The sequence below is a fragment of the uncultured Methylibium sp. genome (assembly GCF_902826655.1).
GTDB lineage: Bacteria > Pseudomonadota > Gammaproteobacteria > Burkholderiales > Burkholderiaceae_C > Methylibium.
In genome coordinates this window covers 17,668-42,035 of sequence record NZ_CADEFR010000021.1, presented here as the reverse complement: position 1 = coordinate 42,035, position 24,368 = coordinate 17,668, and the positions used below count along the sequence as shown (strand labels likewise).

Sequence of the window (24,368 nt, the reverse complement as noted above, 5' to 3'; positions counted from 1 at the left end):
GACAACAACGCCCATGCCCACCATCCGTCGCTGTGACTTGCCGGCCGCTGCCTTGCTGCAGCGGTATGCAGGCGCGGCGGGTTATGCCGACTGCTACGCCGTCGACGTCGCGGGCCGCGTGTCGCACGCCGCGTTCGTCGAGGCCTTCTACACGACCTGGGTGTTCAAGCTGGAGCGGCTGATCCTGCGGCTGTTCGCGTCGCGTCCGTCGACGGACGCCCAGGCCCGGCAGCTGGCGGACGGCACGCGCGACAGCTTCGCGGCGTGGTCCGTCGAGGGCCGCACGGCGGACCAGTTGCTGCTCGCAGACTTCACCGGCCGCACGAAGTCCTGGCTGATGGTGGCCGCGGCCGGGAGTGCGGCGTCGCCGGGGACGCGTCTGTACTTCGGCTCGGCGGTGGTTCCCGTGCGCAGCCGACGCACGGGCCAGGCCGGCCTGGGCTGGATGTTCCGCGCGCTGCTGGGCTTTCACCAGCTGTACTCGCGCATCCTGCTGGGTGCTGCCAGGGCGCGGCTGGGCTGACCCGATGGGGAGGTGCTGATGACCACGAGAACCGCGTCCTGCTGCTGCGGCCAGCTGCGCATCGAGGTCGAAGGCGACCCGCAAGGCGTGGGCGTGTGCCATTGCCTGGCCTGCCAGCAACGAACCGGCAGCGTCTTCGCGGCGCTGGCGGCCTTTGCGGCGCCGTACCGGGTCGTCGGCCAGGCGACGGAGTTCGTCCGCGCCGGCGACCAGGGCGCGAAGTTCCGGTTCCGCTTCTGCCCGGTCTGCGGGTCGAACCTCTTCCACACCGAGGAGGGGCGTGAGGCCCTGGGCGTCGCCGTGGCCGTGGGCGGCTTCGCGGACCCGGCCTTCCCGCCGCCGCAGGACTCGGTCTACGACTGCCGCCGTCATCCCTGGGTGCAGTTGCCGGCCGGCGTGACGGTGTTCGACAAGGACCCGGAGTGAACGCGCCCGCCTGCGCTTGAGGCCCGGACGCTAGACTCGCTCAACGATTCGGCCGTTTCGCAGCGACGCACCCAGACGTCGTCCGGCCGCAGGGAGGACAAGGATGCTCAGGATCCTGCAGTCGTGGTGCTTGGGGCTCGTCATGCTGTCGGTCAGCGGCGGCCTGCTGGCCCAGACCGACAAGGCGACGGCCGAACAGCTGGTCCGCAAGTCGGGCTTGTGGGAGCAGCTGGCCAGCCTGTCGCCGCAGGTGCAGGACGCCTTCTCGGCGGCGCTCGAGCGTGGCGGCAAGCCAACCAGCGATGCCGAGCGGCAGCGCCTGGCCGGCGTGCTAGCGGACGCGTACGCGCCGCAGCGGCTGCAGGCCGCGGCCATCGGCACGGTGTCCCGACGGCTGGGCGCCGCGCACGTGCCGGTGCTGAAGCGCTGGTACGACTCTCCGACGGGGCGGCAGGTGACCCGCCTCGAGGAAGCCGCCTCGGCGGACCCGGTCGAGCCCGACGTCGTCGTGCGTGAAGGCGTGGCGGTGCTGGAGCGCGCGTCGCCGGCGCGACGGGCGCTGCTGGAGCAATTGCTCAAGGAGACCCGCGCGGCCGAGGCGCTGGTGCAGATCGCGATCAACTCGTCGCTGGCCATCCACCGCGGCGTGACCAGCATGCAGGCGCAAGCGCCGGCAATGTCGTCCAAGGAACTGCGGGCGCTGATGGAAGCACAGCGGCCCCAGATGCTGCAGGGCTTCAGCGGCATGATGCTGGCGGGTTTTGCGCGGACCTACGAGCCGCTGCCGGACGACGTGCTGCGGCAGTACGTCGCCTTCCTCGGCTCGAAGTCGGGCGCGCATTTCAACGCGGTGGCGATCGAGGCGCTGGACGCGGCGCTGACCGAGGCCGCCGCCGCGATGGGCCGGGGGCTGCCGGGCACCCGGGACGGGCTCAACACCTAGCCGCCGGCCGACGCGATGCCGATGAACGACCTGCCACCGCTCCCCGCGCCGCGGCTCGGCCGCTACCGCCACTACAAGGGCGGCGAGTACGAGGTCGTCGGCGTCGCGCGGCACAGCGAGACCCGGGAGCCGCTGGTCCTGTACCGCCCGCTCTACGACGACAGCGGCCTGTGGGTGCGGCCGTACGCGATGTTCTTCGAGGACGTCGACGTCGGCGGGCGGCGCCAGCCGCGCTTCGCTGCCGTCGACCCGGTGGATCCCCCATCTTCTCTGGAGTCGCCCTCATGACCGACCGAGCCGCGGCCCTGGCCGCCACCCTGATCCGCAACTTCAACGAGGTGCCGCTCGAGCGCGGCGTGCGCGAGCCGCACTACGACGCCCGCGCGGCGCGACTCGCTCGGGGCACGGCGGCCCGCAAGCTGGGGGCGACGATCGACATCCTGGAGCCCGGCAAGCGCGGCTGCCCGTACCACCTGCATCACGCGCAGGAAGAGATGTTCATCGTCGTCGAGGGCAGCGGCACGCTGCGGGTGGCCGGCGAGATGCTGCCGCTGAAGGCCGGCGACGTGATCTTCATCCCGGCCGGCCCCGAGTACCCGCACCAGATCATCAACACCTCGGATGCGCCGCTCAAGTACCTCTCGATCAGCACGATGGAGACGCCGGAGATCTGCGAGTACCCGGACTCGGGCAAGTACCTGGCCGAGGCCAGCCTCGACAGCCCTGCACGCTTCGACGTGATCGATCGCAAGGGGCCGGGCCTCGACTACTGGGAGGGCGAACCGTGATGCCTCGCTTCCTGGCCACCGACGCCGCACGCAGCCGCTTCGGCTGGGACGCGCTGCGCGTGGTCCTGGCCGGCTTGATCGCCGCGCACGGCTGGGCGCGGCTGGTGGAGGGCGGCGTCGTGCCCTTCGGCGCCTGGCTCGGGAGCCAGGGCTTCCCGCTCGGCCTGGGCATCGCCGGCGCCGTCACGGCGCTGGAGATCGTGGGGACCGTGCTGCTGCTGGCGCGCCGCTGGGTGCTGCCGCTGTGCCTGGCCTACGCCTTCGTCTATGCGATGGGCATCGTGCTCGTGCATGCCCAGGCCGGCTGGTTCGTCGTCGGCCTGGGCCGCAACGGCGCCGAGTACAGCGTGCTGCTGATCGCCTGCCTGCTGTGCGTCGGCCTGCAGCACGGGCGGGCCGCGCGCGGCGCCGACTGACGAGAGAGGGTTTCCATGTCCACCACCCACATCCGCGATTCCCTCGCCAGCGTCGCCCGGCACTTTGCCGATCATCCGCAGGACGCGCTGTCCGTCGACAGCCCCGCGGTCGCGGTGCTGCAGCACGACTTGCGCTGCGTGGCCGCAGGCCCCAACGGCGCCACCATGGCGAGCGACATGCCGGCCGCGATGGGCGGCGGCGGCACGGCGCCGTCGCCGGGCTGGCTGCTGCGCGCGGCGCTGGCCAACTGCGACGCCACCGTCATCGCGATGCGCGCGGCGCAGCTGGGCATCGCGCTGCAGCGGCTGGAGGTCAGCGTCGGCAGCCGCTCCGACGACCGCGGCCTGCTCGGCGTGGCCGACGGCGTGCCGGCCGGCCCGCTGGCGCTGCGCGTGCACATCCGCATCGCGGCCGCCGGCGTGCCGCCCGCGCGGCTGCGCGAGCTGGTCGAGTGGGGCGAGGCCCATTCGCCGGTCGGCGACGCGGTGCGGCGGGCGGTGCCGGTCGAGTCGGAGATCGAGCTGCTGTAGCGGGCCGCGCCACGGTAAAGTCGCGCCCCGCATCCTGCCCGTCACCCCGGAGATCGCATGGCCAGCTACGTCGAGGGAGCCCTGATCAAGGACGAGCGCATCGTCCACCTGGGGCGCATCAGCCTGTGGTCACTGTGGGGCTGGCTGCTGCCGGGCATCGTGCTGCTGCCGGCCTTCGGGCTGGGCCTGGTCTTCCTGATCGTCGCCTACGTCAAGTACAAGACCACCGAACTCGCGATCACCACGCGGCGCGTCATCGCGAAGTTCGGCTTCGTCAGCCGCCGCACGGTGGAACTCAACATCCACAAGGTCGAGAGCGTGCAGGTCGACCAGAGCGTGATGGGCCGGCTGCTGAACTACGGCACGCTGGTCATCGCGGGCGCCGGCGAGCCGCAGGCGCCGATCCCCGGCATCTCCAATCCGATCGCCTTTCGCCGCGCCTTCATCGAGGCGCAGGACGGCGCGCGGGCTCCGCGGCAGCCGTGACACGGCGTGTGCTGGTGCGGCCCCCCGCGCCCGGTGATGCGCGCGACTTTCTCGCCGCCGTGCGACGCAGCCGCGCCTTGCATCACCCCTGGATCAGCGCACCGGACACGCCGGCGAAGTTCCGCGCCTACGCCCTGCGCATGGCCGAGCCGGCGAACCAGGCCTACCTGGTGTGCCGCCGCGACGACGGCGCGCTGGTGGGCGTCTTCAACCTGAGCAACATCGTGCGCGGACCGTTCCGCAGCGGCTACCTGGGCTACTACGCCTTTGCCGGCCACGAGGGCCAGGGCCTGATGAGCGAGGGCCTGCGCGCCGTCGTGCGGCACGCCTTCCGGCAGCTCGGGCTGCACCGGCTGGAGGCCAACATCCAGCCGGGCAATGCGGCGTCGATCGCGCTGGTCACGGCCTGCGGCTTCCGCAAGGAAGGCTGTTCGCCGCGCTACCTGAAGATCGGCGGGCGCTGGCGCGACCACGAGCGCTGGGCGATCCTGGCCGATGGGCAGGCGGCCGCATGAACCTCAACACGGCGCGCGTCTTCGTGCGCGACATCCATCGCGCCAAGGCCTTCTACGGCCAGGTGCTGGGCCTGAAGCTGCGGGCCGACGGCGCACTGCAGGGCTGGTGCGTGTTCGACGCCGGCAACTGCGAACTGGTGGTCGAGGCCGTGGCCGCCGCTGCGCCGGCCGACGAGCAGGCCCTGGTGGGCCGCTTCACCGGCCTGTCCTTCCGGGTCGACGACGTGCACGCCAGTCACCGCGCGCTGGCGGCGAAGGGGGTGACGTTCAGCGGCCTGCCTGAGCGGCAGGCCTGGGGCGGCACGCTGGCGACGCTGCGCGACCCCGAGGGCAACGAGCTGCAGATCGTGCAGCGGCCGGCGGCAGCCTGAGCGGTGCCGGCCGCGGCCGCCTCAGTCGCCGCGCTCGGTGTCCAGGAAATCGATGCGGTTGCGCGCGGCGTTGACGACCAGCGCGTTCCAGCGCCGCTGCTGCGCCGGCGTGGCGGCCCAGCCGCTGCCGAACAGCGCCGGACCCTGGTCGTGCATCACGATCGCGAGCCGTGCCGACGGCACGTGGCCGGCGTCGGCCAGCGCGCTGAGGCGGCCGTAGGCATGCGCGTAGCGGCGCTCGCGGAAGGCCTGCTCGGCCTGGGCGAGACTGGCGCCCTGCACGGTGCTCAGCGAGGGGTCGCGCGCGTCGTAGGCGTTGAACGCGATGAAGGGCACGGCCAGCAGCGTCGTCAGCGGGATCGCGAGCGCGAAGCGGCGCAGGCGCTCGGCGGCGCGGCGCCGGCGACGCAGGCGGGCGCTGGACGACAGCGAAGGCGACGTGGAGGGCGAGGTGGCGAAGGTCATGATGTTCTCCCTGGGGCGTTGATGCGAGCCAAGAAGCAAGGGCTCGTACCCAGTACCACGCAGGGGCCGGCCGCAGCCGGACATGCTCAGCGGCTGGCGACGACGCGGGTCGATGCGTCCTGCAGCGGCGCCTTCAGGTGGGCGCCGAGTTCGGCGTGGGCGCGCTGCGCCCGTGCGGCCTCGGCCAGCAGGGCGCGTGCGCTGCGCCGGTCGCCCAGGTCGATCAGGCAGTCGGCGAGCGCGATGCGCGCCTCGGCCAGCCAGGGACTGTCGGCCCACTCCTGAGCGACCCGCAGCGCGAGCGCGGCCTCGAGCTCGGGGCGCGCCGTCCGCGGCTCGCCGCCGCGCTGGCGTGCCTGGCCCAGGCGCAGCAGCGCCTCGGCCTCGAGCCGCGGGTAGCGGTCGCGCAGCGGCGAGCCGCGCACGTGATCCAGCGCCAGTTGCGCCAGCGACTGCGCGTCGCCCGGCCGCTGCTGCGCCAGGCGCACCTGGGCCAGCAGCAGCTGCGCGCGCGTCTCGTCCAGGCGCAGCGGCAGCCGCGCGGCGTTGGGCGGCGCCGTGACGGCGGCCAGCTTCGCGTCGGCCGCGGCCGCGTCGCCGCCCGCCAGCAGCAGGCGGGCCTGCTCGATCAGGTAGCGGTTTTGCAGCGCCGGCAGGGCCGCATCGCCGGCGATGCGGCGCCACGCGGTCCAGGCTTCGTCGAGTGCGCGCCGGGCTGCGTCGTAGCGGCCCATGGCCGTCAGCGGCTCGGCCTCGAGCAGCAGCAGGCGCGACAGCGGCAGCGAGTCGGGCAGCTGGCGCCGCAGCGTGTCGGTGCCGCTCGCCAGGCGCGCATGGCCTTCGGCGAGCCGGCCGTCGTCGAGCATCAGCTGGCCGCCGACGCGCCGGGCCGCGTCGATGGCATTGGGCGTCGCGTTCGACGCCTCGCGCTCGGTCGCGGCGATGCCGTCCTGCACCAGCCGGCGGCCCTCGTCGCGCCGGCCGGTGGCGTGCAGCAGGCCGCCGAGCTTGAGCTGCGTCTGCAGCGTGACGCTGCTGTGCTCGCCGGTGAGCCGGCGCGCCAGCGCGAGCGCCGTGCGCAGGTCGCGCTCGGCGTCGTCGAGCCGCAGGTCGCCGGCATGGGCCTCGGCGCGTTGCACCAGCGGCGTGATCGACCAGGCCGACGGCCCGTTGAGATGGCGTTCCGCGAGCTCCAGCGCCCGGTCATGTCCCGCCGCGGCGGCCGCGTACTCGCCGGCGATGAACTGCGCCCGCGCCACGGCCTGCTGTGCGTGGAAGTGGCTGGTCCACTCGGACGGGCGGGTGCGGAAGTGCTGCTGCGCGGCCAGCGCGTCGCGGCGGGCCGCGGCCACCGAGTAGTACTGCTGGTGCTGGGCCGACTCCAGCAGCACCCAGCCGCGCGTCTCGGAGCTGTGGTCCCCGGCCGCGTCGAGGATGCGTCGGGCCTCGTCCAGCGCCGCGACGGCACGCATCGGCCGGTCGGTGGCCGCGACGTCGTTGGCCAGGGCGAGCAGCGCCTCGGCGACGCGCGGATCGGATGGGCCGTAGGCGCGGCGCAGCGCGTCCAGCCGCTGCTCGCGCATGCGCACCGCGTCGTCATGCAGGCCGAGCTGGTAGTACATGTCGGCCAGGGTGTTGAGCACGTCGTCCTGCGCCGCCGGCGAGTCCTTCAGGCTCTCGACGGCCTGGGCCGCGCCGATGTCTAGCAGTTCGCGCGCCGTGGTCTGGCGTGCGCGGATCGGGTCGGGGTTCTTCAGCGAGTTGGAGCGGAACAGGTTGAGCAGCACCTCCTGCACCGCCTGCGCGCGCTGCGTCTCGCGCTGCGCCAGCGCCGCCTGTTCGACCGCGCGCTTCGCCTGCCACATCGACACGCCGGCGCCCGCGACGACCGCGACGCCGACGGCCAGGCCGGCGCCGACCTGCAGGCGGTGGCGCCGCACGAACTTGCCGAGCCGGTAGCTGCGGCTGTGCGGCGCGGCGAGGATGGGCTCGCCGGCGAGGTAGCGCTCGATGTCGGCGGCCAGGGACTCGACGCTCGCGTAGCGGTCGCGCTGGCTCTTGCGCAGCGCCTTCTCGAGGATGGTGTCGAGGTCGCCGCGCAGCTGGCGGGCCAGCCGCCGGTCGCCGGCGGTGCGCGTGCTGGCGGGCGGCACGTCGGCGGCGAGGATGGCTTCCTCGAGCGCCGCGGTGCTGTCGCGGCCCAGCCGGTAGGGCCGCTGACCGGCCAGCAGCTCGTAGAGCACGACGCCGAGCGAGTAGACGTCGGTCGCGACGCCGACCGGCTTGCCGGCGACCTGCTCGGGCGAGGCGTAGTCGGGCGTCAGCGCGCGACCCAGCAGCTGCGTGAGCTGCGAGGACGGCGGCGCGTCCTGCTCCAGCAGCTTGGCGACGCCGAAGTCGAGCAGCCGCACCTCGCCCTGCGGCGTGACGAGGATATTGCTGGGTTTCAGGTCGCGGTGCACGACCAGCCGCGCGTGCGCGTGGGCCACCGCGTCGGCGACCTGCAGGAACAGCCGCAGGCGCTGCGCCACGTCGAGCTTGTGCTCGCGGGCATGGCGGTCGATCGGCAGGCCGTCGACGCATTCCATCGCCAGCCACGGGCGGCCCTCGGCGGTGACGCCGGCGTCGTAGAGGCGGGCGATGCGCGGGTGTTCGAGCGAGGCCAGGATGTCGCGCTCGCGCGCCATGCGCTGCGCCAGGCCCTGGCTCCAGCCGGTGCGCGGCAGCTTCAGCGCGACCTGGCGCTGCAGCGCGTCGTCGACCGGCTCGGCCAGCCACACGGTGGCCATGCCGCCGACGCCGATCTCGCGCACCAGGCGGTAGCGGCCGATGCGGTCGCCGGGGCGGTCGGGCGCGGGGTCCAGCGCGTCGAGCGCATCCAGCGCCACCTCGACCGGGCGGCGCAGGAAGGAGTCGGTCTCGACCGCGGCGCGCGACAGCATCGCGCTGAGTGCCGGCACCAGCGGCTGCTGGTCGGCCGGCAGGCCCTGCAGCCAGGTCTCGCGCTCGGTCTCGGGCAGCGCGAGCGCCGACTCGAGCAGCGCGTTGATGCGCTTCAGGCGCTCGGCGTCGGGGCTGGGCTTCATGGCGACGACGGGCCCGCCTTCAGGCTGGCGGGCCCTAGCGGCCGAGCATGTCGGCCAGCAGCAGGCGGGCGCGCTCCCAGTCGCGCCGCACGGTGCGGTCGGTCACGCCCAGCGCGCTGCCGATCTCGACGTCGGTCAGCCCGGCGAAGTAGCGCATCTCGACCACGCGCACCAGCCGCGCATCGACCTTGGCCAGCGTCTCGAGCGCCTCGTGCACCTCGAGGATCTCGTCGTCCGACGCGCCCAGGGCCTCGGCCGCGCGCGTGTCCAGCGTGATGTGCTCGGCCCCGCCGCCGCGCCGGTCGGCACTGCTCCGGCGCACGAAGTCGATCACGATCGAGCGCATCGTCGTGGCGGCGTAGGCGAGGAAGTGCTCGCGGTCCTTGACGGCGACGCCGCCGTCGCGCTGCATGCGCAGGAAGGCCTCGTGCACCAGCGCCGCGGTGTCCAGCAGCGTGTGGCGCCCGCCCGACGCCAGGCGCGAGCGCGCCAGCCGCCGCAGCTCGGGGTAGAGCGCGGGGAAGAGCACCTGCACCGGTTCGGGCTTCGGCGGGATCGTGGGGTCGGGGGACCGCATCGATTCGAGAATACCGCGGCGGGCCGCGCCTGGCACGGCCGAGGTCGGCGCGGCCTCGTCCGGCCGCCCGAACGGCGAGGCGGCTCATGCGGCGCTGCGCTCGGCGGCGTCGCCGGCATCGTCCAGCAGGGCCAGGATGCGCGGCAGCTGCTGCGCCGCCGCGCGCCGGCCGGCCTCGTAGAGGTAGGGCATGGCGCCGGTCTCCCACAGGCCGACGCGGCGGTCGATCTCGAGCTCGATGTGGACCATGCGGTGGCCGGTCGCGCGGGCCGCGGCGACGCGCGCGTCCATCAGGTTGTTGATCATCGCCGTGGTGGCCTGCGCGACCAGGCGCGAGACCCGGTCGATGCGGCGCGGCATCGTGCCGCGCAGGCCCAGCGTGACGACCACCTGCGCGTCGGCCGCGGCCGACACCGGCAGCGGGTCCGAGACCACGCCGTCGACGAGGCGGCGGCCGTCGATCTCGACGCTCGGGAAGATGAAGGGCACGGCGACGCTGGCACGCAGCGCGTCGGCCACGCGGCCGCGGCTCAGCACCACCGGCTGGCCGCTGGCGGCCTCGGTCGCGACGACGCGCAGCGCGATCGGCAGGTCCTCGAGCCGGGCGCTGCCGAAGGCGCGGCGGATGCGCTCGGCGATCAGGTGGTCGTCGCGCATCGCGAAGCCGGCGTCGAAGCCCGCCAGCCGCGGCGCCACCAGCTGCGCGTAGGCGCGCCAGCGGCGCTGCTCGGTCAGCTCGGCCGACCACAGCGAGGTGGCGGCGCGCAGCGCCTCGTCGCTGGCCATGCCGGCGGCGATGGTGGCGCCGAACACCGCGCCCGAGCTGCAGCCGACGACGAGGTCGGGGCGGAGGCCGGCGCGCCACAGCACGTCGTTGATGCCGACGCCGGCGATGCTGCGCACGCCGCCGCTGCCCAGCACCAGGGCGAGCCGTGGCCGGGCCGGCGCGGGGTGGGCCGGCCTCACAGCTGCAGCCCCAGGCCCGGCATGCGCCGCGCCGGCCAGAGCCCCGTCGGCTCGGCGGCCTCGAGGGCGCGCTCGGCGATGACCAGCGACTGCTCGCTGCGGCTGACGCGGCAGCGGAAGCCCGCGCGCTGCAGCAGCACCAGCATCGCCGCGTTGTCGATCAGCACGCGGCCGTAGAGCCAGCGCAGGCCGGACTCGGCGGCCGACTGCAGCAGCGCGCGCACGCAGCGCTGGCCGATGCCGTGGCGGCGCCAGGCCGGATCGACCGTCAGCGCCAGCTCGGCGGCGTTGCCGCTGTCGTCGATGGCCCAGCGCGCCTCGGCGATCAGCGCATCGCCGCCGGCACCCGGCAGGGTGACGCCGAGCGCCAGGTGGTGCGGGTCGACCCGGGTCAGGCGCTGCAGCCACGCGGGCGACAGTCCCTTGATCGCGCCGTGGAAGCGGCTGCGGCGGTCGTGGTCCGGCAGGCTGGCGAAGAGGGCGTCCAGTGCCGGCGCGTCGCGCAGGCACAGGGGCCGCATCAGCAGGGCGGTGCCGTCGGGCGCCGTCCAGTGGTGGTGAGTGTTCATGGCATGTCTCCCTGAACCCGGTACCACGCAAGGCGGCCCGGGATCCGGACATGCAGGTTCAGACCAGCGTCGCGACCGTCGTCGTGGAGGCCCAGTTCGGGCCGGGCGCCGTCCGCACCGCGTCGCGGCCGGCCGCCTTGGCGGCGTAGCAGGCGGCGTCGGCGGCCTCGATCCAGGCGGCCAGGTCGGGCATCTTCGCGTCGAGCCCGGCCACGCCCAGGCTGGCGCCGACGCTCAGCGGGCGACCCTCCCAGACCAGCACGATGCCGGCGATCGCGGCGCGCACGTCCTCGGCGATGCGCAGCGCCGTCGCCGGGCTGCAGCGCTCCAGCAGCAGCGCGAACTCGTCGCCGCCGAGGCGCACCACCAGGTCCGAGGCGCGCACCTGCGAGGCCATCGCCTCGCCCACGGCGCGCAGCATCGCGTCGCCGGCGGCATGGCCGGCGCTGTCGTTGATGGGCTTGAAGCGGTCGAGGTCGATGCACACCAGCGCGGCGGGCATCGACATCGGCGCCGCCGCGATCAGCCGCGCCGCCCGCGCCTCGAGCACGCTGCGGTTGGCCAGGCCGGTCAGCGCGTCGTGGCGGGCCGACCATTCGAGCTGCTGGCGCTCGCTGCGCTGGGCGCTGATGTCGGCCAGGGTCCAGATGGTGCCGGCGGCGGGGTCGTGCGGGTCGACCGGACTGCCGCGCAGGTTGGCCCAGAACGCCGAGCCGTCGGCGCGCCGCATCAGCCACTCGCCGTCGTAGGGGCGGCCGGCCTGGAAGGCCTCGCGCACCTGCGGGCCGAGCGTCTCGCGCGCCAGCGGGTCGGCATAGATCATCGCGGTCGACTGGCCCAGCAGCGCGTTGCGCGGCTGCAGCAGCAGGCGGCAGAACTCGTCGCTGACCAGCTCGAAGCGGCCGTCGCGGGTGAAGGCGATGCCCAGCGGCGCCGCGCTCATCACCGAGGCCAGCTTGCGCAGCACCTCACTGTTCATCGCCTCGAGCTGCACCCGCTCGGTGCCGACCCGGCGCAGCACGCGCGCCAGGTGGCCGATCTCGCCGCGGGCCTGCGGCCAGCCGGCGTCGGCCGCGAGCGAGCCGTCGAACAGGTGCTGCGCACGCCGCGCGAGCTGGCTCAGCGGCCGCAGCAGCAGGTGCAGCAGGCCGAGCAGCAGCAAGGACATCACGCCGACCAGCGCGGCCGCGGCGATCAGGGCTTCGCGGCGCGCCGACTGCAGCGGCGCCAGCAGTTCGGCCTCGCGCCGCACGCGCCAGACCATCCAGTCGGGGCCCGGCACGCCGGCGACGGTCACGACCTCGCCGGACTGCGGCAGCGTCATGCCCGCGGGCTCGACGGCCTGGCCGGCGTCCACCCAGGCCGCGAAGGCCTCGTGCAGGCGCGGCTCCTCGACCAGGTGCTTGAGCAGGCGCTCGCGCTGCGGGTGCGCCAGCACGCGCCCGCCGGCGTCGGTGACGATCAGCAGCGACTGCGTGTCGCCGTCCTGCGGCTCGACCAGGTCGGACAGCAGGTCGCGCTGGGCCAGGCGCAGCGCGCCGCCGATCACGGCGTAGGTGCCGGCCGCGTGGGTCACCGGCTGGGTGAAGACGATGATGGGCTCGCCGGTGATGCGGCCGGGCAGCGGCTCGGAGATGAGCGCGCGGCCTTCGTCGATCGTGCGGCGGAAGTAGGGGCGGTCGCCGATGTGCAGCGCGGGGCGCTGCGCGGTCGTGCCGTCGACCCGGACCAGCACGCGGCCGTCGGGGTCGGCGACGAACAGCCCGGAGAACATGTCGCCGATGATCGGCTTGCCCACCAGGAAGCGCGCCAGCGCCTCGGGGTCGGCGACGGTGGCGGGGTCGAGCTGCGTGGCCACCGAGCGCAGCGCGCGCTGCAGCGACACCGCCCGGCGCGACAGGATCGTGGCCATGCGCACCGACTCGCTCAGCTCGCGCTGGCGCTCGGCGCGCAGCGTGTCGCGTTCGGCGCGCTGCACCAGCAGCAGCGCGATCAGGCCGATGCCCAGCAGCAGCGCGGCGATGCCGCCGAGGGTGATGCGCAGCTTCAGCGAGCCGCGGTCGATGCGCAGGCGTCTCGCCCACCAGCGGTCGATGCGGTCCCGCCCCACGATTTCAGCCGTTCAGCGACAGCAGCGAGGCTGCGGCCTTCTCGTCGGACTCCGCGGTCTGCAGCATCTTCATCTGCGCCTCGAACTGGCGCGCGGCGGCGATCATCGCCACCATGTTCTCGATCGGGTTGACGTTGCTGCCTTCGAGGGCGCCGTCCTGCAGTCGCGCGGTCGGGTCGGCCGGCAGGTCGCCGGCGGCGGCGCGGAACAGGCCGTCGTCGCCACGCTGCAGCGGCGCCTCGGGCGTGACCATCTTGAGCCGGCCGACCGGCGTGATGCTGCCGTTGGCCTGGCGCACGCTGACCGTGCCGTCGGGCGCGATGCTGGGCGTGGTGTTCGCGGGGATGGTGATCGGGCCGCCGTCGCCCAGCACGGTGGTGCCGCCGCTGGTCATCAGCTGGCCCTCGGCATCGGTCTGCAGCGAGCCCATGCGGGTGTAGGCCTCGGTGCCGTCCAGGCCCTGCACGGCCAGCCAGGCGTTGCCGCTCATCGCGACGTCGAGCGGGCGGCCGGTCGCGCTGATGGGGCCGGCGCTGGGGTCGTAGCCGGTGGTGGTCTCGAGCGCGTAGGCGCGCGTCGACGCGCCGTCGCCGCGCACCGGCACGGCGCGGAAGGCCTGCAGCTCGGCACGGAAGCCGGTGGTCGAGGCATTGGCCAGGTTGTTGGCCAGCACGTCCTGGCGCTGCATGGTCGCCTTCGCGCCCGACATCGACAGGTAGATCATGCGATCCATCGCGGACTCCTAGTGCACGGACACGGCCATCGCACGCGGCAGCGCCGGATGGCGCGCGCGCGGGCGGACCTGGAGGAAGGCGGCCGCGAAGCGTCCCGCCAGCCGGTGCGCGGCGGCGAAGCGCTGGACGCGGATCTTCTTCATGGCGTCGGGCCGATCGTCGCGTCAGCGCAGGTTGACCAGCGTCTGCAGGACCTGGTCCTGCGTCTTGATGGTCTGCGCGTTGGCCTGGTAGGTGCGCTGCGCGGTGATCATGTTCACCAGCTCGCCGGTCAGGTCGATGTTGCTCTCCTCCAGCGCGCCCGATTGCAGCGAACCGAAGTTGCCGTCGCCGGCCGCGCCGACCACCGGGTCGCCCGAGGTGTAGGTGCGGGCCCAGGCGTTGCCGCCCAGCGGCTGCAGGCCCTGCGGGTTGCGGAAGTTGGCCAGCTCGATCTGGCCCGCCGGCCGCGACTGGCCGTTGCTGTAGCGCGCCATGATGATGCCGTTGCCCTCGATCGAGATGCCCGACAGCTGGCCTGGCGCGTAGCCGGTCTGGGTCAGGTCGGTCACGCCGAAGCCGGCGCCGTACTGCGTGGCGTTGGTCAGGTCGAGCTGGATGCCGGCGATCGGCAGCGTGGTGCCGCCGCTCGTGCCCGTGGTGGCCGGGATGTTGAGCGTGACCGGGCCGGCCGGCGACAGCGGCGCACTGCCGTTGGTCGCGAACTGCATCGTCGTGGTCGGCGTCGGCACGCCCGCGCCGTCGACGCTGACCGGCGCGCCGTTGGCGGTGACGTAGACGTCCCAGGTGTCGGCCGCGGTCTTCTGGAAGTAGTAGGTCAGCGCGACGTCCTGGCCGGTCGCGTCGTAGACGGTGACCGAGGTCGCGTTGTTGTAGGTCGTCGGGTCCGTCAGGTCGATGCGGGCGGCCGGCGCGGTGGGCAGCGTCACGGCCGAGCGCACGTCGAGGTTCATCTCGATGGCGATCTCGTCGGTGGCGCGCGGGTTGATGCCGGCGGTCGGCAGCTGGATCGCCTGCGCCTGGCCGGGGACGATGGTGCCCTGCGAGTCGGCCGGGTAGCCCAGCAGCTGCTGGCGCTGGTTGTTGACGATGAAGCCGTCGCGGTCGATCTTGAACTGGCCGTTGCGGGTGTACATCGTCGGGTTGCGCCCGTCGCTCACCTGGAAGAAGCCGCTGCCGTTGATCGACAGGTCCATCGGGTTGTCGGTCGTCGAGATGTTGCCCTGCGTGAACTGCTGGGCCACCGCGGCGAGGTTGACGCCGATGCCGACCGTGTTGGAGCCCGACCCGTTGAGCGCGTTCGCGTACACGTCGGCGAACTCGGCGCGCGAGCTCTTGGCGCCGTAGGTGGCGGCGTTGGCGACGTTGTTGCCGATGATCTCGAGGTTCTTGCTCGCCGCGTTGAGACCGGACAGACCTTGCTGGAAGCTCATGGTGATTTCCTCTTCGGGGGCGGCGGTCAGGAGAACGCCTTGATCTGGGTGTAAGGGACCGAGCCGCCGTACAGCAGCTCGAGGGTCAGCGTGTCGCCGCCGGTGGCGACGGCCTTGACCAGGTCGGTGGTGAGCGGCGTCGCGGTCAGGGCCGTGCTGCCCGACTTGGCGACGACGCGGAAGGTGATGCCGTCGGTGCTGGTGCCGGCGGGCGCCTGCCACTCGAAGCCGTTGCGGCCGCTCGACGAGGCCCCGACGTCGACCGTGTCCAGCACGCGGCCGGCCGGCGACAGGATCTCGACCTTGACGCTGTCGGCCGCGCTGGTCAGCTCGAAGCCGCCGGCGGACTTGCCGGTCTCGTCGAAGTTCAGGCGGCTGCCTTCCATCAGGACCGTGCGGCCGACCAGGGCCGCGCCCTGCAGCGCCTGCGACGACAGCATCTGGCTGGACAGCGACTTGACGGTGTCGTTGAGCTTGTCGATGCCGGTCACGGTGTTGATCTGCGCGATCTGGCTCGTGACCTGGGCGTTGTCCATCGGGTTCAGCGGGTCCTGGTTCTTCATCTGCGTGACCAGCAGCTTGAGGAAGCGCTCGGAGCCGTCGTCCTTCTTGGTGGCGGTGACGCCGTTGAGCGCGTCCAGCGTGCCGGACGACAGTTGATTCACGGAAGAGGTGGCCATGGCGGTCTCGGTTCGGGGCGGGGCGTCACTGGCCCATCTGCAGCGTCTTCAGCAGCAGGCTCTTCGCGGTGTTCATCACCTCGATGTTGTTCTGGTACGAACGCGAGGCCGAGATCATGTTGACCATCTCCTCGACCGCGTTGACGTTGCTGTAGGTCACGTAGCCGTCGGCGTCGGCCTGCGGGTGCTTGGGGTCGAGCACGCGGCGGCCGGCGCTCTGGTCCTCGGCGACCTGGGTGACCTGCACGCCGGCGGCGCTGCCGGCAGCCTCGCCCGGGGCGTTGAAGGGCAGGGTCTGGAACACGACCTGGCGCGCCTTGTAGGCCTGGCCGTCGGGGCCGGCCACGGTGTCGGCATTGGCCAGGTTGGAGGCGACGACGTTGAGCCGCTGGCTCTGCGCGCTGACCGCGCTGCCGCTGACTCTGAAGATGTTCAACATCGACATGAACGCTCTCCTTACTGCCCGGTGATGGCGCTGAGCATCGTGCGCACGCTGCCGTTGATGAAGCGCAGCGTGGCCTCGTAGTGCACCGCGTTGTCGGCGAAGGCCGCGCGCTCGCGGTCCATGTCGACGGTGTTGCGGTCCAGGTTGGTCTGGCTCGGCGTCGCGTACTTCAGGCCGGCCTCGCTGCGGGCGCCGGCCGCCGGGCTCAAGTGCCCGGCCTGGGTGGCCGATAGCGCATTGCCGGGGGTGCTGGCGCCGGTCGCTTCCTTCAGCGCGCTGGCGAAATCCATGTCGCGGGCCACGTAGCCCGGCGTGTCGGCGTTGGCGATGTTGCTGGCGATCAGGCGCTGGCGTTCCGACCGCAGGACCAGGGCCTGGGTCTGGAAGTTCAGCGCGTTCGTGAGTCGGTCCAACATGCTGTGCCGTGACGAGGGCCACGCTCTGGTGGCGATGGCTGGCATTCTTGGACCCGGACCCCGGGAACATTAGCGGGAATAGCAGGCCCTTCCGCGGTCAATTCCCGCCGCCGCGGCGCGGTCGGCTCTTTACAGTGGCTCCTCATCATGAAGACGCTATCCGTCCTTCCTGCGCTGCTCGCGCTGGCCTGCGTGGCCGGCGCGGCGCATGCCGAAGGCGCGCGCGATCCGCTCGCGCAGGACGCCGTCGCGCTGGCGCTGAAGAGCGCCCGGCCGGCGGCCGGCCTGCGCGTCGAGGTCGAGGCCGGGTCGCTGGATCCGCGGCTCAGGCTTGCGCCCTGCCAGCAGGTCGAGAGCTATCTGCCGCCCGGCTTCAAGCCCTGGGGCAAGACCCGCGTCGGCCTGCGCTGCCTGCAGGGCACGACGCGCTGGAACGTCTACCTGCCGATCACCGTCAAGGTCTACGGCCGTGCGCTGGTCGCCGCCATGGCACTGCCGGCCGGCAGCGTGATCGCCGCGGCCGACCTGAAGCTCGCCGAGATCGACCTGGCGGCCGACAGCGCGCCGGCCGTCGTCGACGCCGACGAGGCGATCGGCCGCACCCTGACCCGCACGCTCGGCGCCGGCGAGAGCCTGCGCCAGGGCCAGCTGCGGGCCCGCCAATGGTTCGCTGCCGGCGAGACGGTGAAGCTCGTGGCCGTCGGCCCCGGCTTCGCGGTCCACGGCGAAGGCCAGGCCCTGACGGCCGGCCTGGAAGGCAGCGCGGTGCGCGTGCGCACCGACAGCGGCCGCATCGTCACCGGCACGGCCGTCGCGGAACGGCGCGTGGAGCTCAAGCTGTGAACGCGCACGCCTGTTACAAAAAAGGCGCTCAAGTTCGCCCACAGGCCGTCGATACCGCTGACATATTGGAACGTCCGGAGCCTGTTGCCCCGGACTGCAGGAGCCCGTCATGAAGATCGGTCACACCTCGAGCCCCGCGGCGGACGCCGCCCTGCTGGCACGCACCAGCGCCGAGACCGGCGCCGTCGCCGCCAAGGCGAAGAGCGCGCAGTCGGCGGATGGCAGCAGCGTCAAGCTGTCGAGCGCCGCCGCCGGCCTGATGGCCGAAGGCAGCAGCGCCGAGTTCGACGCGGCCAAGGTCGAGCGCATCAAGCAGGCCATCGCCGACGGCAGCTTCAAGGTCGACCCCGAGGCGATCGCCGACAAGCTGATCGCCAACGCCCAGGAACTGCTGGACGCGGCCAGGCGCTGACGCGCCGCCGGCCCCGAGATCCCCTCATGGTCCTGCTTCCCCTGGATGCCCCGGCCCTGGTGGCCGACCGGCTCGAACCTGCGGTCGCCGACGTCGAGCAGCGGCTCGCCGGCCTGGCCCAGGCCCTGCTGTCGCGCGACAGCCGCGGCGTCGACACCGCGGCGGCCGAACTGCAACGTGCACTCGGCTCGGCGCTCGACCACTTCAAGCGTCATCACGGCCCGGTGCCGCCGGCGCTGCGCCAGCGCCTGGCGCAGGCCAGCAGCCAGGTGGCGCTGCAGCGCGACACGCTGGCGCGCGCGACCGCCGCGCTCGACCGCGCGATCGACGTGCTGATCCCGCGCGAGGCCCCGGTCTACAACGCGCGTGGCGGTGCCGCGCACGCGGTCCACAGCGGGCTGCTCAAGGCCTGAGCCGGCCGCGCCGCCTGCCGGCGCGATCTCCCCATACCGAAGGATGCGCCGCGCGCGGTGCGCGGACCACACTGACTGCCCACGCAGGACAGGGAGGTTCGCCATGAAGCACGCACTCGCGCGGCTGATCCTGGCCGGCGGCGTCGCCGGCCTGCCGTCGATCGCCGCCCTCGCGGCTCCCGAGCCGACCGGCGACTCGCGGCTGCAAGGGAGCTTCTTCGCGATCGAGAACGACTACCTCGGCCGCACCAAGGTCCACACCGACCGCTGGTACACGAACGGCCTGCTCTACGCCCGCAGCTACCAGCGCGACAAGCCGCCGGCCCTGCTGGCCGCGGCGCTGGAACTGGGGCGTCGCCAGTTCGGCCTGCTGGCCGACACCGAGGGGCCGACGACGACGCTGTTCTTCGGGCAGAACATCTACACGCCGTCCGACATCGAGCGTGTCGACCAGCAAGTGTTCGACCGGCCCTGGGGCGGCTGGCTGTTCGCCGGCACCGGGCTGTCGCTGTTCGACGGGCCGCGCCATCGCAGCGTCGAGGTCAAGCTCGGCGTGGTCGGCCCGGCCTCGATGGCCGAGCAGGTGCAGCGCGGCTTCCACAAGATCATCAAGGACGACGACCCGGCCGGCTGGCGCAACCAGCTGCGGCCGCGGCTGGGCCTGCAGGCCTCGTACATGGTGACCCACCGGCTGACCGACGCGGACCTGGGCTTCCTGCCGAACTGGGCCGGTGTGCACGGTCACGCCCGCGCCACGCTCGGCACCGTCAAGACGCTCGGCGCGCTGGGCCTGACCCTGGTGGCCGGCGAACGCGACCGCGTCTTCGGCGCGCCCGACGAGGGCGACTACCTGGCGGCCGACTTCAGCGAGCGCGCGGCCAGCCCGCTGAAGCTGCCTCTGCTCGGCTGGCCGACGACGCTGTTCCTGCAGGCGCAGTGGTCGGCGGTGGCCTACAACCACTTCGTCACCGGCCGCACCTACGGCGAGCCGCAGCCGCAGATCGAGCTGAAGCGGTCGAACCTGATGATGACGCTGGGCTTCTCGGTCCAGATCCGCGAGCGCTACCGCCTCGAGTACCGCGTCAAGCGCCGCACGCCCGAGTTCAGCGTGCCCGGCCAGGCGCGTGACGACGGCTACCATAGCTACGGCGAGCTGCGCCTCGTCTGCGCCACGAACTGAGTCCTCGTCCGACTTGAACCTCGACCCCGCCTGGATCCTTGCCCTCACGCTGGCGGCTGCGCTCGGCAGCGGCCTGATCGCCGGCGTGTTCTTCGCCTTCTCGGCCTTCGTGATGAAGGCGCTGGGCCGCCTGCCGGCCGGGCAGGGCATCGCGGCCATGCAGTCCGTCAACGTGGTGGTGCTGAACCCGTGGTTCCTGGGCGTGTTCCTGGGCACCGCCTTGCTGAGCCTGCTGGCGCTGGCCGCGGCCTGGATGCAGTGGGGCACGCCCCGCGCCGCCTGGCTCGCCGCGGGCGGCGTGATGTACCTCGCCGGTTGCCTGGGCGTGACGATGGCCTGCAACGTGCCGCGCAACGAGGCGCTGGCGCGCATCACCCCCGGCAGCCGCGGCGCCGAGGCGCTGTGGACCGACTACCTGCGCACCTGGACGGCGTGGAACCACGTTCGCACGGGGGCCTCGCTGGCGGCGGCCGCGGCCTTCGGCTTGGCGCTGGCCGCTTGAACGGCCGGCGCCCGCTGGCGCGTCAGACCGTGATCGCCGCGAACAGCGCCCGCCGGTCGTCGGCGTCGGTGCCGCGGCCTTCCAGCACCACCTGGCCGCGTTCCAGCGCGTAGAAGCGCGTCGCCAGATCGAGGGCGCGCCGCACGTTCTGCTCGACCAGCACGATCGGGATGCCCTCGCGGGCCAGGCCCTGCATGATGTCGAAGATCTCGTCGACGATCTTCGGCGCCAGGCCTTCGGTCGGCTCGTCGATCAGCAGCAGGCGCGGCTCACCGACCAGCACGCGCGCCATCGCGAGCATCTGCTGCTCGCCGCCGGACAGCGTGGTGCCGAGCTGGCGCCGCCGCTCGGCGAGGCGCGGAAAGCGCTGGAAGCTCGCGTCGAGCTTGCGCCTGGATTCGACGCCGCTGCGCCGCGGCACCTGCATGAAGCCGAGCGCCAGGTTCTCCTCGACCGTGAGGCCGGGGAAGATGCGCCGGTCCTCGGGCACGAAGCCGACGCCGCGACGGCAGATCGCGTCGGAGGCCGCGCCGCCGATGTCCTGGCCGTCGAGCACGACGCGTCCGCGGCTGGGTGCGAGCCAGCCGGCGATGGTCTTCATCACCGTGGTCTTGCCGACGCCGTTGCGACCGAACAGGCCGACCACCTCGCCGGCGCCGACCTTCAGGTCCACGCCCTGCAGCACGTGGCTGAGGCCGTAGTGGACGTGCACGCCCTGGAGTTCAAGCATGGGCGGCGTCTCCGAAGTAGGCGGCCTGCACGGCGGCGTCGGCCCGCACCTGCTGCGGCGGGCCTTCGGCCAGCTTGGCGCCCTGGTGCATCACGACGACGTGGTCCGACAGGTTCATCACGAGGTCCACGTCGTGCTCGACCAGCAGGATGCTCAGCTGGTCGCCGGCGAGGCTGCGGATCATGGCCTCGGTCTCCTGGGTGTCGGCATGGCTCATGCCCTGGGTCGGCTCGTCGAGCAGCAGCATGCGCGGCCGCGCCGCGAGCGCGACCGCGATCTCCAGCCGGCGCTGCTCGCCGTGCGACAGCGTGCCGGCCAGCGCGTCGGCCTGGGCCTGCAGGCGGAAGCGCTCGATCAGCTCGTCGACGCGCTGCAGCGCGACGCGGCTGGCCGCGACCGGCCGCAGCAGGCCGCGACCGCCGCACAGGAACTGCGCCGCGAGGCGCAGGTTCTCGCGCACCGGCAGCTCGAAGAACAGGTTGGTGATCTGGAAGGAGCGCGCCAGGCCGTGGGCCAGCATGCGGTCGGGGCGTGCGCCGGTGACGTCGCGGCCGTCGAACTCGACGCGGCCGGCGCTCGGCCGGATCGCGCCGCTGATCAGGTTGAACAGGCTGCTCTTGCCGGCGCCGTTGGGGCCGATGACCGCGGTGATGTGGCCGCGCTGCGCGTCGAAGCTGACGTCGTCGACGGCGCGCAGCGCGCCGAAGCGCACCGACAGTCCGCGCACCGAGAGGATGGGGCCGGGGCTCATCGCCGTGCCTCCCGGCGGCCGAAGCGCCGCTGCAGGGCCGGCGCGACGTAGCCGATCAGGCCCTTGGGGAAGAAGATCACCGACACCATGAACAGCACCCCGATCGCGATCTGGTGGTGGGCGGTGTAGGAACCGACCACCGACTTCAGCACCGTCAGGATGGCCGAGCCGTACAGCGGCCCGATCAGCGTGCCGGTGCCGCCGACGATGACGTTGATGATCGCGTTGCCCGAGACCTGGAAGAACATCAGCTCCGGCGACACGAAGCCGCGCAGCATCGGGTACAGCGCCCCCGACAGCGCCGCGATGTCGGCCGCGATCACGAAGGCCGCGAGCTTGTAGCGCCAGGGGTCGGCGCCGAGGAAGGCGACGCGGTGCTCGTTGGTGCGGATCGCGTCGAGCTGGCGGCCGAAGGGCGTGTCCATCAGGTAGGCCAGGCCGGCGTAGATCAGCGCGATGAAGCCCAGCACCAGCAGGAAGAAGGCGCCCGCGTGGCCGGCGTCGACGGTGAACAGCCCGAACGCGATCTGCGGCACCGGCACGCCGATGATGCCGTCGGAGGCGCCGAGCTCGCGCGTGTTGAACACGACCTTGGCGACCACCTGGGCGAGGCCGAAGCTGATCAGCGCGAAGTACACGCCCTTGGCGCGGATCGCGATCAGCCCGCCGACCAGGCCGACCACGCTGCCGGTGACCAGCACCACGCCCAGCACCAGCCAGAAGGACGGCGCGCCGGCCTTCAGCACCAGCGCCGACACGTAGGCGCCGAAGCCGAAGAACAGCGCCTGGCCCAGCGGCAGCAGGCCGGTGCGGCCGAGCAGCAGGTCCACCGACAGCGCCAGGCCGCCGAAGATCAGCGCCTCGGTCGCGAGGCGGAAGAAGAAGACGTCGCCCTTCAGGCTGGCGACGGCCGCGAAGGCCAGCGCGATGCCGAAGAATCCGAAGGCGAGCCAGCGCAGCGGCTTATGCATGACCGAGCTTCCCGAACAGGCCCTGCGGGCGCCACATCAGCACCAGCACCATGATCCCGAACAGCAGCGGATCGCTCCACACCGGCGAGATGTAGAGGCTGGAGATCGACTGCACCTGGGTCAGCAGCAGGCCGGCGATCACCGCGCCCTTGATCGAACCCATGCCGCCGATGATCACGACGCTGAAGGCGATCAGCACGAAGTCACGGCCCATGGTCGGGAACACCGAGTAGATCGGCGCCAGCAGCACACCCGACAGCCCGGCCAGCGCGACGCCGAAGGCGAAGGTGCCGGCATAGACCGCCTTGACCGGCACGCCCAGCGAGGCCGCCATGTGGCGGTCGAAGGCGGCGGCCCGCACCATCGCGCCCAGGCGGGTGCGAAAGACGACGAGCCACACCGCGGCGATCACCGCGCCGCCGAGCGCCATCAGGAACAGCCGGTAGTTCGGGAAGAACAGGCCGAACATCTCGGTCGCGCCGGAGATCGGAGCCTCCAGGCGCAGCGGGTTGGCGCCGAACACGATCTTCAGCGCGTCCTCCAGGATGATGGCGAGGCCGAAGGTCAGCAGCAGCGTCAGCGTGTGGCGGTCCTTGGTGTGGAACACGCGCTGGATCAGCGCGCGCTCGGTCGCGTAGCCGACCACCGCCATCAGCAGCGGCGTCAGCAGCAGCGCCCACCAGAACGACAGGCCGATGCCGACCAGCGCCACGGCGGCGTAGGCGCCGACGGCATAGAACTCGCCGTGGGCCATGTTGATGACGTCGAGCAGGCCGAAGATGATCGTCAGCCCGAGCGCCATCAGCACCACCGCGACGCCGATCGACAGGCCGTTGACGACCTGCGGCGCGAGGACGAACTGCAGCCAGTCCAGCATGGCGATGCGCTCAGAACTTCTCGCAGCGGTCGGGGCCGATCGCGGCGGCCGCAGGGACCTTGCCGACGATCCCGAAGGCGCCGCCGTTGACGCGCACCGCGTACATGTCCTGCATCGCCTGGTGGTCGCCGGCGCGCAGCGTCTTCTGGCCCTGCGGCGTGGCCCACTGCAGGCCGCGCATCGCGTCGCGGACCTTGGCGGTCTCGGTGCTCCCGGCCTTCTCGACCGCCGCCTTGTAGAAGAACAGCACGCCGTAGCTGTCGGCGCCGTAGAGGTCGGGCTTGGCCTTGTTGGCCGCCTCGAAGTCGGCGACGAACTTCCTGTTCTCCGGCAGGTCGATGGTGGGCGAGTAGCCGACGCCGGTGACGAAGCCGTCGGCCGCCTTGCCGATCGCCGCCAGGTTCTGCGAGGTCACGGTGCCCGAGGCGCCGACGATCTGCACGCCGCGGTTGACGCCGAACTCGGCCATCTGCGTGAACAGCCGCACCGTGTCGTTGCCGGCCACCGAGGTGTAGATCACCGCCGGGCGGGCCGCGCGGATCTGGCCGAAGAAGGGCGAGTAGTCCTTGTTGTCGAGCGGCGCGAACACCTCGCCGACCGTCTTGGCGCCCTTGCCCTCGGCGGCCGACTTGAAGGCGGCGACCGTGCTGCGGCCCATCTCGTAGTCGGGGCCGAGGTAGAAGACGTTGGCGCTGGGCTTGTCCTTCGCCACCCACTCGGCCAGCGCCGCCGACTGCATGCCGGCGCGCGCGTTGACGCGGAAGACGTTGGGCGAGCACTTGTCGGCGGTGATCGAGTCGGCGAACGACACGGTGGTGGCGATCAGGCGGTCGTTGCGCTCGGCGACCTGGCCCACGGCCAGCGTCGAGCCGGAGTTCACGGTGCCGGTCAGGAAGTCGACCTTGCCGACCTGGAAGAGCTTCTCGGCCTTCTGCGTCGCGACCGCCGGGTTGGCTTCCTCGTCCTCGTAGACGAGTTCGAGCTTGCGGCCCATCACGCCGCCGGCCGCGTTGATCTGCGCGGCCGCGAGGTCCAGGCCCCACTTCACCTGCTGGCCGATGCCGGCATAGGTGCCGGACAGCGGCGTGACCACGCCGACCTTGATCGGCGTGCCCTGCGCGGCGGCGCCGGCGCAGGCGGTGGCCGCGGCGGCGGCGAGAACGAGGCGGGCGAACTGGGGGATCGAGGTCTTCATGCTTGTCTCCTGGG

General features: G+C 72.7%; 32 protein-coding genes. 15 read left to right on the top strand and 17 right to left on the bottom strand.

Annotation, left to right across the window (positions count from 1 at the left end; translation table 11 throughout):
• Positions 1–13: 13 nt before the first annotated feature.
• The 10 genes from QZV97_RS10900 (at position 14) to QZV97_RS10855 (ending at position 4,999) form a co-directional block, all read left to right on the top strand.
• On the top strand, positions 14–523 hold the full coding sequence (locus QZV97_RS10900; protein WP_295641806.1) for a hypothetical protein: 510 nt from the start codon (positions 14–16) through the stop codon (positions 521–523).
• Positions 524–541: 18 nt separating this feature from the next.
• On the top strand, positions 542–949 hold the full coding sequence (locus QZV97_RS10895) for a GFA family protein (protein ID WP_295641805.1): 408 nt from the start codon (positions 542–544) through the stop codon (positions 947–949).
• A 103-nt stretch (positions 950–1,052) separates the two neighbouring features.
• Positions 1,053–1,892: a hypothetical protein gene (locus tag QZV97_RS10890; protein ID WP_295641804.1), complete on the top strand. Its 840-nt coding sequence runs from the start codon at positions 1,053–1,055 to the stop codon at positions 1,890–1,892.
• A gap of 21 nt (positions 1,893–1,913) precedes the next feature.
• Positions 1,914–2,180 (top strand): DUF1653 domain-containing protein, encoded by a 267-nt coding sequence (locus QZV97_RS10885; RefSeq protein WP_295641803.1) that lies wholly within the window; start codon positions 1,914–1,916, stop codon positions 2,178–2,180.
• Positions 2,177–2,680, top strand: a complete 504-nt coding sequence (locus QZV97_RS10880) for a cupin domain-containing protein (RefSeq protein WP_295641802.1) — start codon at positions 2,177–2,179, stop codon at positions 2,678–2,680. Before QZV97_RS10885 ends, QZV97_RS10880 begins: the two co-directional genes overlap by 4 nt.
• The gene (locus QZV97_RS10875) at positions 2,680–3,096 is read left to right on the top strand and encodes a DoxX family protein (RefSeq protein WP_295641801.1); all 417 of its coding nucleotides are present in this window, start codon (positions 2,680–2,682) and stop codon (positions 3,094–3,096) included. Before QZV97_RS10880 ends, QZV97_RS10875 begins: the two co-directional genes overlap by 1 nt.
• A 15-nt stretch (positions 3,097–3,111) precedes the next feature.
• The gene (locus tag QZV97_RS10870) at positions 3,112–3,627 is read left to right on the top strand and encodes an OsmC family protein (RefSeq protein WP_295641800.1); all 516 of its coding nucleotides are present in this window, start codon (positions 3,112–3,114) and stop codon (positions 3,625–3,627) included.
• A gap of 57 nt (positions 3,628–3,684) precedes the next feature.
• On the top strand, positions 3,685–4,113 hold the full coding sequence (locus QZV97_RS10865) for a PH domain-containing protein (protein WP_295641799.1): 429 nt from the start codon (positions 3,685–3,687) through the stop codon (positions 4,111–4,113).
• The gene (locus QZV97_RS10860; protein WP_366558905.1) at positions 4,110–4,628 is read left to right on the top strand and encodes a GNAT family protein; all 519 of its coding nucleotides are present in this window, start codon (positions 4,110–4,112) and stop codon (positions 4,626–4,628) included. Before QZV97_RS10865 ends, QZV97_RS10860 begins: the two co-directional genes overlap by 4 nt.
• Positions 4,625–4,999: a VOC family protein gene (locus QZV97_RS10855; RefSeq protein ID WP_295641798.1), complete on the top strand. Its 375-nt coding sequence runs from the start codon at positions 4,625–4,627 to the stop codon at positions 4,997–4,999. The genes QZV97_RS10860 and QZV97_RS10855 overlap by 4 nt, the downstream gene beginning before the upstream one ends.
• Before the next feature lie 21 nt (positions 5,000–5,020).
• Here the strand turns inward: QZV97_RS10855 and QZV97_RS10850 are convergent, their stop codons facing one another.
• The 12 genes from QZV97_RS10850 to flgB all read right to left on the bottom strand — a co-directional run bounded on the left by QZV97_RS10850 (position 5,021) and on the right by flgB (position 16,480).
• Positions 5,021–5,464, bottom strand: coding sequence for a hypothetical protein (locus tag QZV97_RS10850; RefSeq protein WP_295641797.1), 444 nt, complete (start codon positions 5,462–5,464; stop codon positions 5,021–5,023).
• Between the two features lie 86 nt (positions 5,465–5,550).
• Positions 5,551–8,550 (bottom strand): serine/threonine-protein kinase, encoded by a 3,000-nt coding sequence (locus tag QZV97_RS10845; protein WP_295641796.1) that lies wholly within the window; start codon positions 8,548–8,550, stop codon positions 5,551–5,553.
• Between the two features lie 34 nt (positions 8,551–8,584).
• Positions 8,585–9,127 carry an ECF-type sigma factor gene (locus tag QZV97_RS10840; protein ID WP_295641795.1) on the bottom strand — a complete coding sequence of 181 codons (543 nt, stop codon included), beginning with the start codon at positions 9,125–9,127 and terminating at the stop codon, positions 8,585–8,587.
• 84 nt (positions 9,128–9,211) lie between these two features.
• The gene (locus tag QZV97_RS10835) at positions 9,212–10,093 is read right to left on the bottom strand and encodes a patatin-like phospholipase family protein (protein ID WP_295641794.1); all 882 of its coding nucleotides are present in this window, start codon (positions 10,091–10,093) and stop codon (positions 9,212–9,214) included.
• Complete coding sequence (locus QZV97_RS10830; RefSeq protein WP_295641793.1) at positions 10,090–10,662, bottom strand: GNAT family protein; 573 nt, start codon at positions 10,660–10,662, stop codon at positions 10,090–10,092. Before QZV97_RS10830 ends, QZV97_RS10835 begins: the two co-directional genes overlap by 4 nt.
• A gap of 58 nt (positions 10,663–10,720) precedes the next feature.
• Positions 10,721–12,772 (bottom strand): diguanylate cyclase, encoded by a 2,052-nt coding sequence (locus QZV97_RS10825; RefSeq protein WP_295641792.1) that lies wholly within the window; start codon positions 12,770–12,772, stop codon positions 10,721–10,723.
• Positions 12,773–12,776: 4 nt separating this feature from the next.
• On the bottom strand, positions 12,777–13,505 hold the full coding sequence (gene flgF, locus QZV97_RS10820; RefSeq protein WP_295641791.1) for a flagellar basal-body rod protein FlgF: 729 nt from the start codon (positions 13,503–13,505) through the stop codon (positions 12,777–12,779).
• Between the two features lie 9 nt (positions 13,506–13,514).
• Positions 13,515–13,649: a hypothetical protein gene (locus QZV97_RS10815; RefSeq protein ID WP_295641790.1), complete on the bottom strand. Its 135-nt coding sequence runs from the start codon at positions 13,647–13,649 to the stop codon at positions 13,515–13,517.
• Between the two features lie 21 nt (positions 13,650–13,670).
• On the bottom strand, positions 13,671–14,939 hold the full coding sequence (gene flgE, locus QZV97_RS10810; protein ID WP_295641789.1) for a flagellar hook protein FlgE: 1,269 nt from the start codon (positions 14,937–14,939) through the stop codon (positions 13,671–13,673).
• A gap of 26 nt (positions 14,940–14,965) precedes the next feature.
• The gene (locus tag QZV97_RS10805) at positions 14,966–15,619 is read right to left on the bottom strand and encodes a flagellar hook capping FlgD N-terminal domain-containing protein (protein WP_295641788.1); all 654 of its coding nucleotides are present in this window, start codon (positions 15,617–15,619) and stop codon (positions 14,966–14,968) included.
• 25 nt (positions 15,620–15,644) lie between these two features.
• Positions 15,645–16,064 (bottom strand): flagellar basal body rod protein FlgC, encoded by a 420-nt coding sequence (gene flgC / locus QZV97_RS10800; protein ID WP_295641787.1) that lies wholly within the window; start codon positions 16,062–16,064, stop codon positions 15,645–15,647.
• An 11-nt stretch (positions 16,065–16,075) separates the two neighbouring features.
• Complete coding sequence (flgB, locus tag QZV97_RS10795) at positions 16,076–16,480, bottom strand: flagellar basal body rod protein FlgB (protein WP_295641786.1); 405 nt, start codon at positions 16,478–16,480, stop codon at positions 16,076–16,078.
• A gap of 147 nt (positions 16,481–16,627) precedes the next feature.
• Between flgB and flgA the strand changes: the two genes are divergently transcribed.
• The 5 genes from flgA (at position 16,628) to QZV97_RS10770 (ending at position 19,830) form a co-directional block, all read left to right on the top strand.
• Positions 16,628–17,323 carry a flagellar basal body P-ring formation chaperone FlgA gene (flgA, locus tag QZV97_RS10790; RefSeq protein ID WP_295641785.1) on the top strand — a complete coding sequence of 232 codons (696 nt, stop codon included), beginning with the start codon at positions 16,628–16,630 and terminating at the stop codon, positions 17,321–17,323.
• A 109-nt stretch (positions 17,324–17,432) separates the two neighbouring features.
• Positions 17,433–17,735 (top strand): flagellar biosynthesis anti-sigma factor FlgM, encoded by a 303-nt coding sequence (gene flgM, locus QZV97_RS10785; protein WP_295641784.1) that lies wholly within the window; start codon positions 17,433–17,435, stop codon positions 17,733–17,735.
• A gap of 26 nt (positions 17,736–17,761) precedes the next feature.
• Complete coding sequence (locus tag QZV97_RS10780; protein WP_295641783.1) at positions 17,762–18,148, top strand: hypothetical protein; 387 nt, start codon at positions 17,762–17,764, stop codon at positions 18,146–18,148.
• Between the two features lie 103 nt (positions 18,149–18,251).
• Positions 18,252–19,328, top strand: a complete 1,077-nt coding sequence (locus QZV97_RS10775) for a lipid A deacylase LpxR family protein (protein ID WP_295641782.1) — start codon at positions 18,252–18,254, stop codon at positions 19,326–19,328.
• 13 nt (positions 19,329–19,341) lie between these two features.
• Positions 19,342–19,830 (top strand): anthrone oxygenase family protein, encoded by a 489-nt coding sequence (locus QZV97_RS10770; protein ID WP_295641781.1) that lies wholly within the window; start codon positions 19,342–19,344, stop codon positions 19,828–19,830.
• A 22-nt stretch (positions 19,831–19,852) separates the two neighbouring features.
• Here the strand turns inward: QZV97_RS10770 and QZV97_RS10765 are convergent, their stop codons facing one another.
• The 5 genes from QZV97_RS10765 to QZV97_RS10745 are packed head-to-tail and all read right to left on the bottom strand — an operon-like array spanning position 19,853 to position 24,354.
• Positions 19,853–20,560, bottom strand: coding sequence for an ABC transporter ATP-binding protein (locus QZV97_RS10765; protein WP_295641780.1), 708 nt, complete (start codon positions 20,558–20,560; stop codon positions 19,853–19,855).
• Entirely contained in the window at positions 20,553–21,311 is a 759-nt protein-coding gene (locus QZV97_RS10760; protein WP_295641779.1) for an ABC transporter ATP-binding protein, read from the bottom strand. Before QZV97_RS10760 ends, QZV97_RS10765 begins: the two co-directional genes overlap by 8 nt.
• A complete protein-coding gene (locus QZV97_RS10755; protein WP_295641778.1) occupies positions 21,308–22,282 on the bottom strand; it encodes a branched-chain amino acid ABC transporter permease in 975 nt (324 codons plus the stop codon). Before QZV97_RS10755 ends, QZV97_RS10760 begins: the two co-directional genes overlap by 4 nt.
• Positions 22,275–23,159 carry a branched-chain amino acid ABC transporter permease gene (locus tag QZV97_RS10750; protein ID WP_295641777.1) on the bottom strand — a complete coding sequence of 295 codons (885 nt, stop codon included), beginning with the start codon at positions 23,157–23,159 and terminating at the stop codon, positions 22,275–22,277. Before QZV97_RS10750 ends, QZV97_RS10755 begins: the two co-directional genes overlap by 8 nt.
• A 10-nt stretch (positions 23,160–23,169) precedes the next feature.
• Positions 23,170–24,354 (bottom strand): ABC transporter substrate-binding protein, encoded by a 1,185-nt coding sequence (locus tag QZV97_RS10745; protein ID WP_295641776.1) that lies wholly within the window; start codon positions 24,352–24,354, stop codon positions 23,170–23,172.
• Between the last annotated feature and the right edge of the window lie 14 nt (positions 24,355–24,368).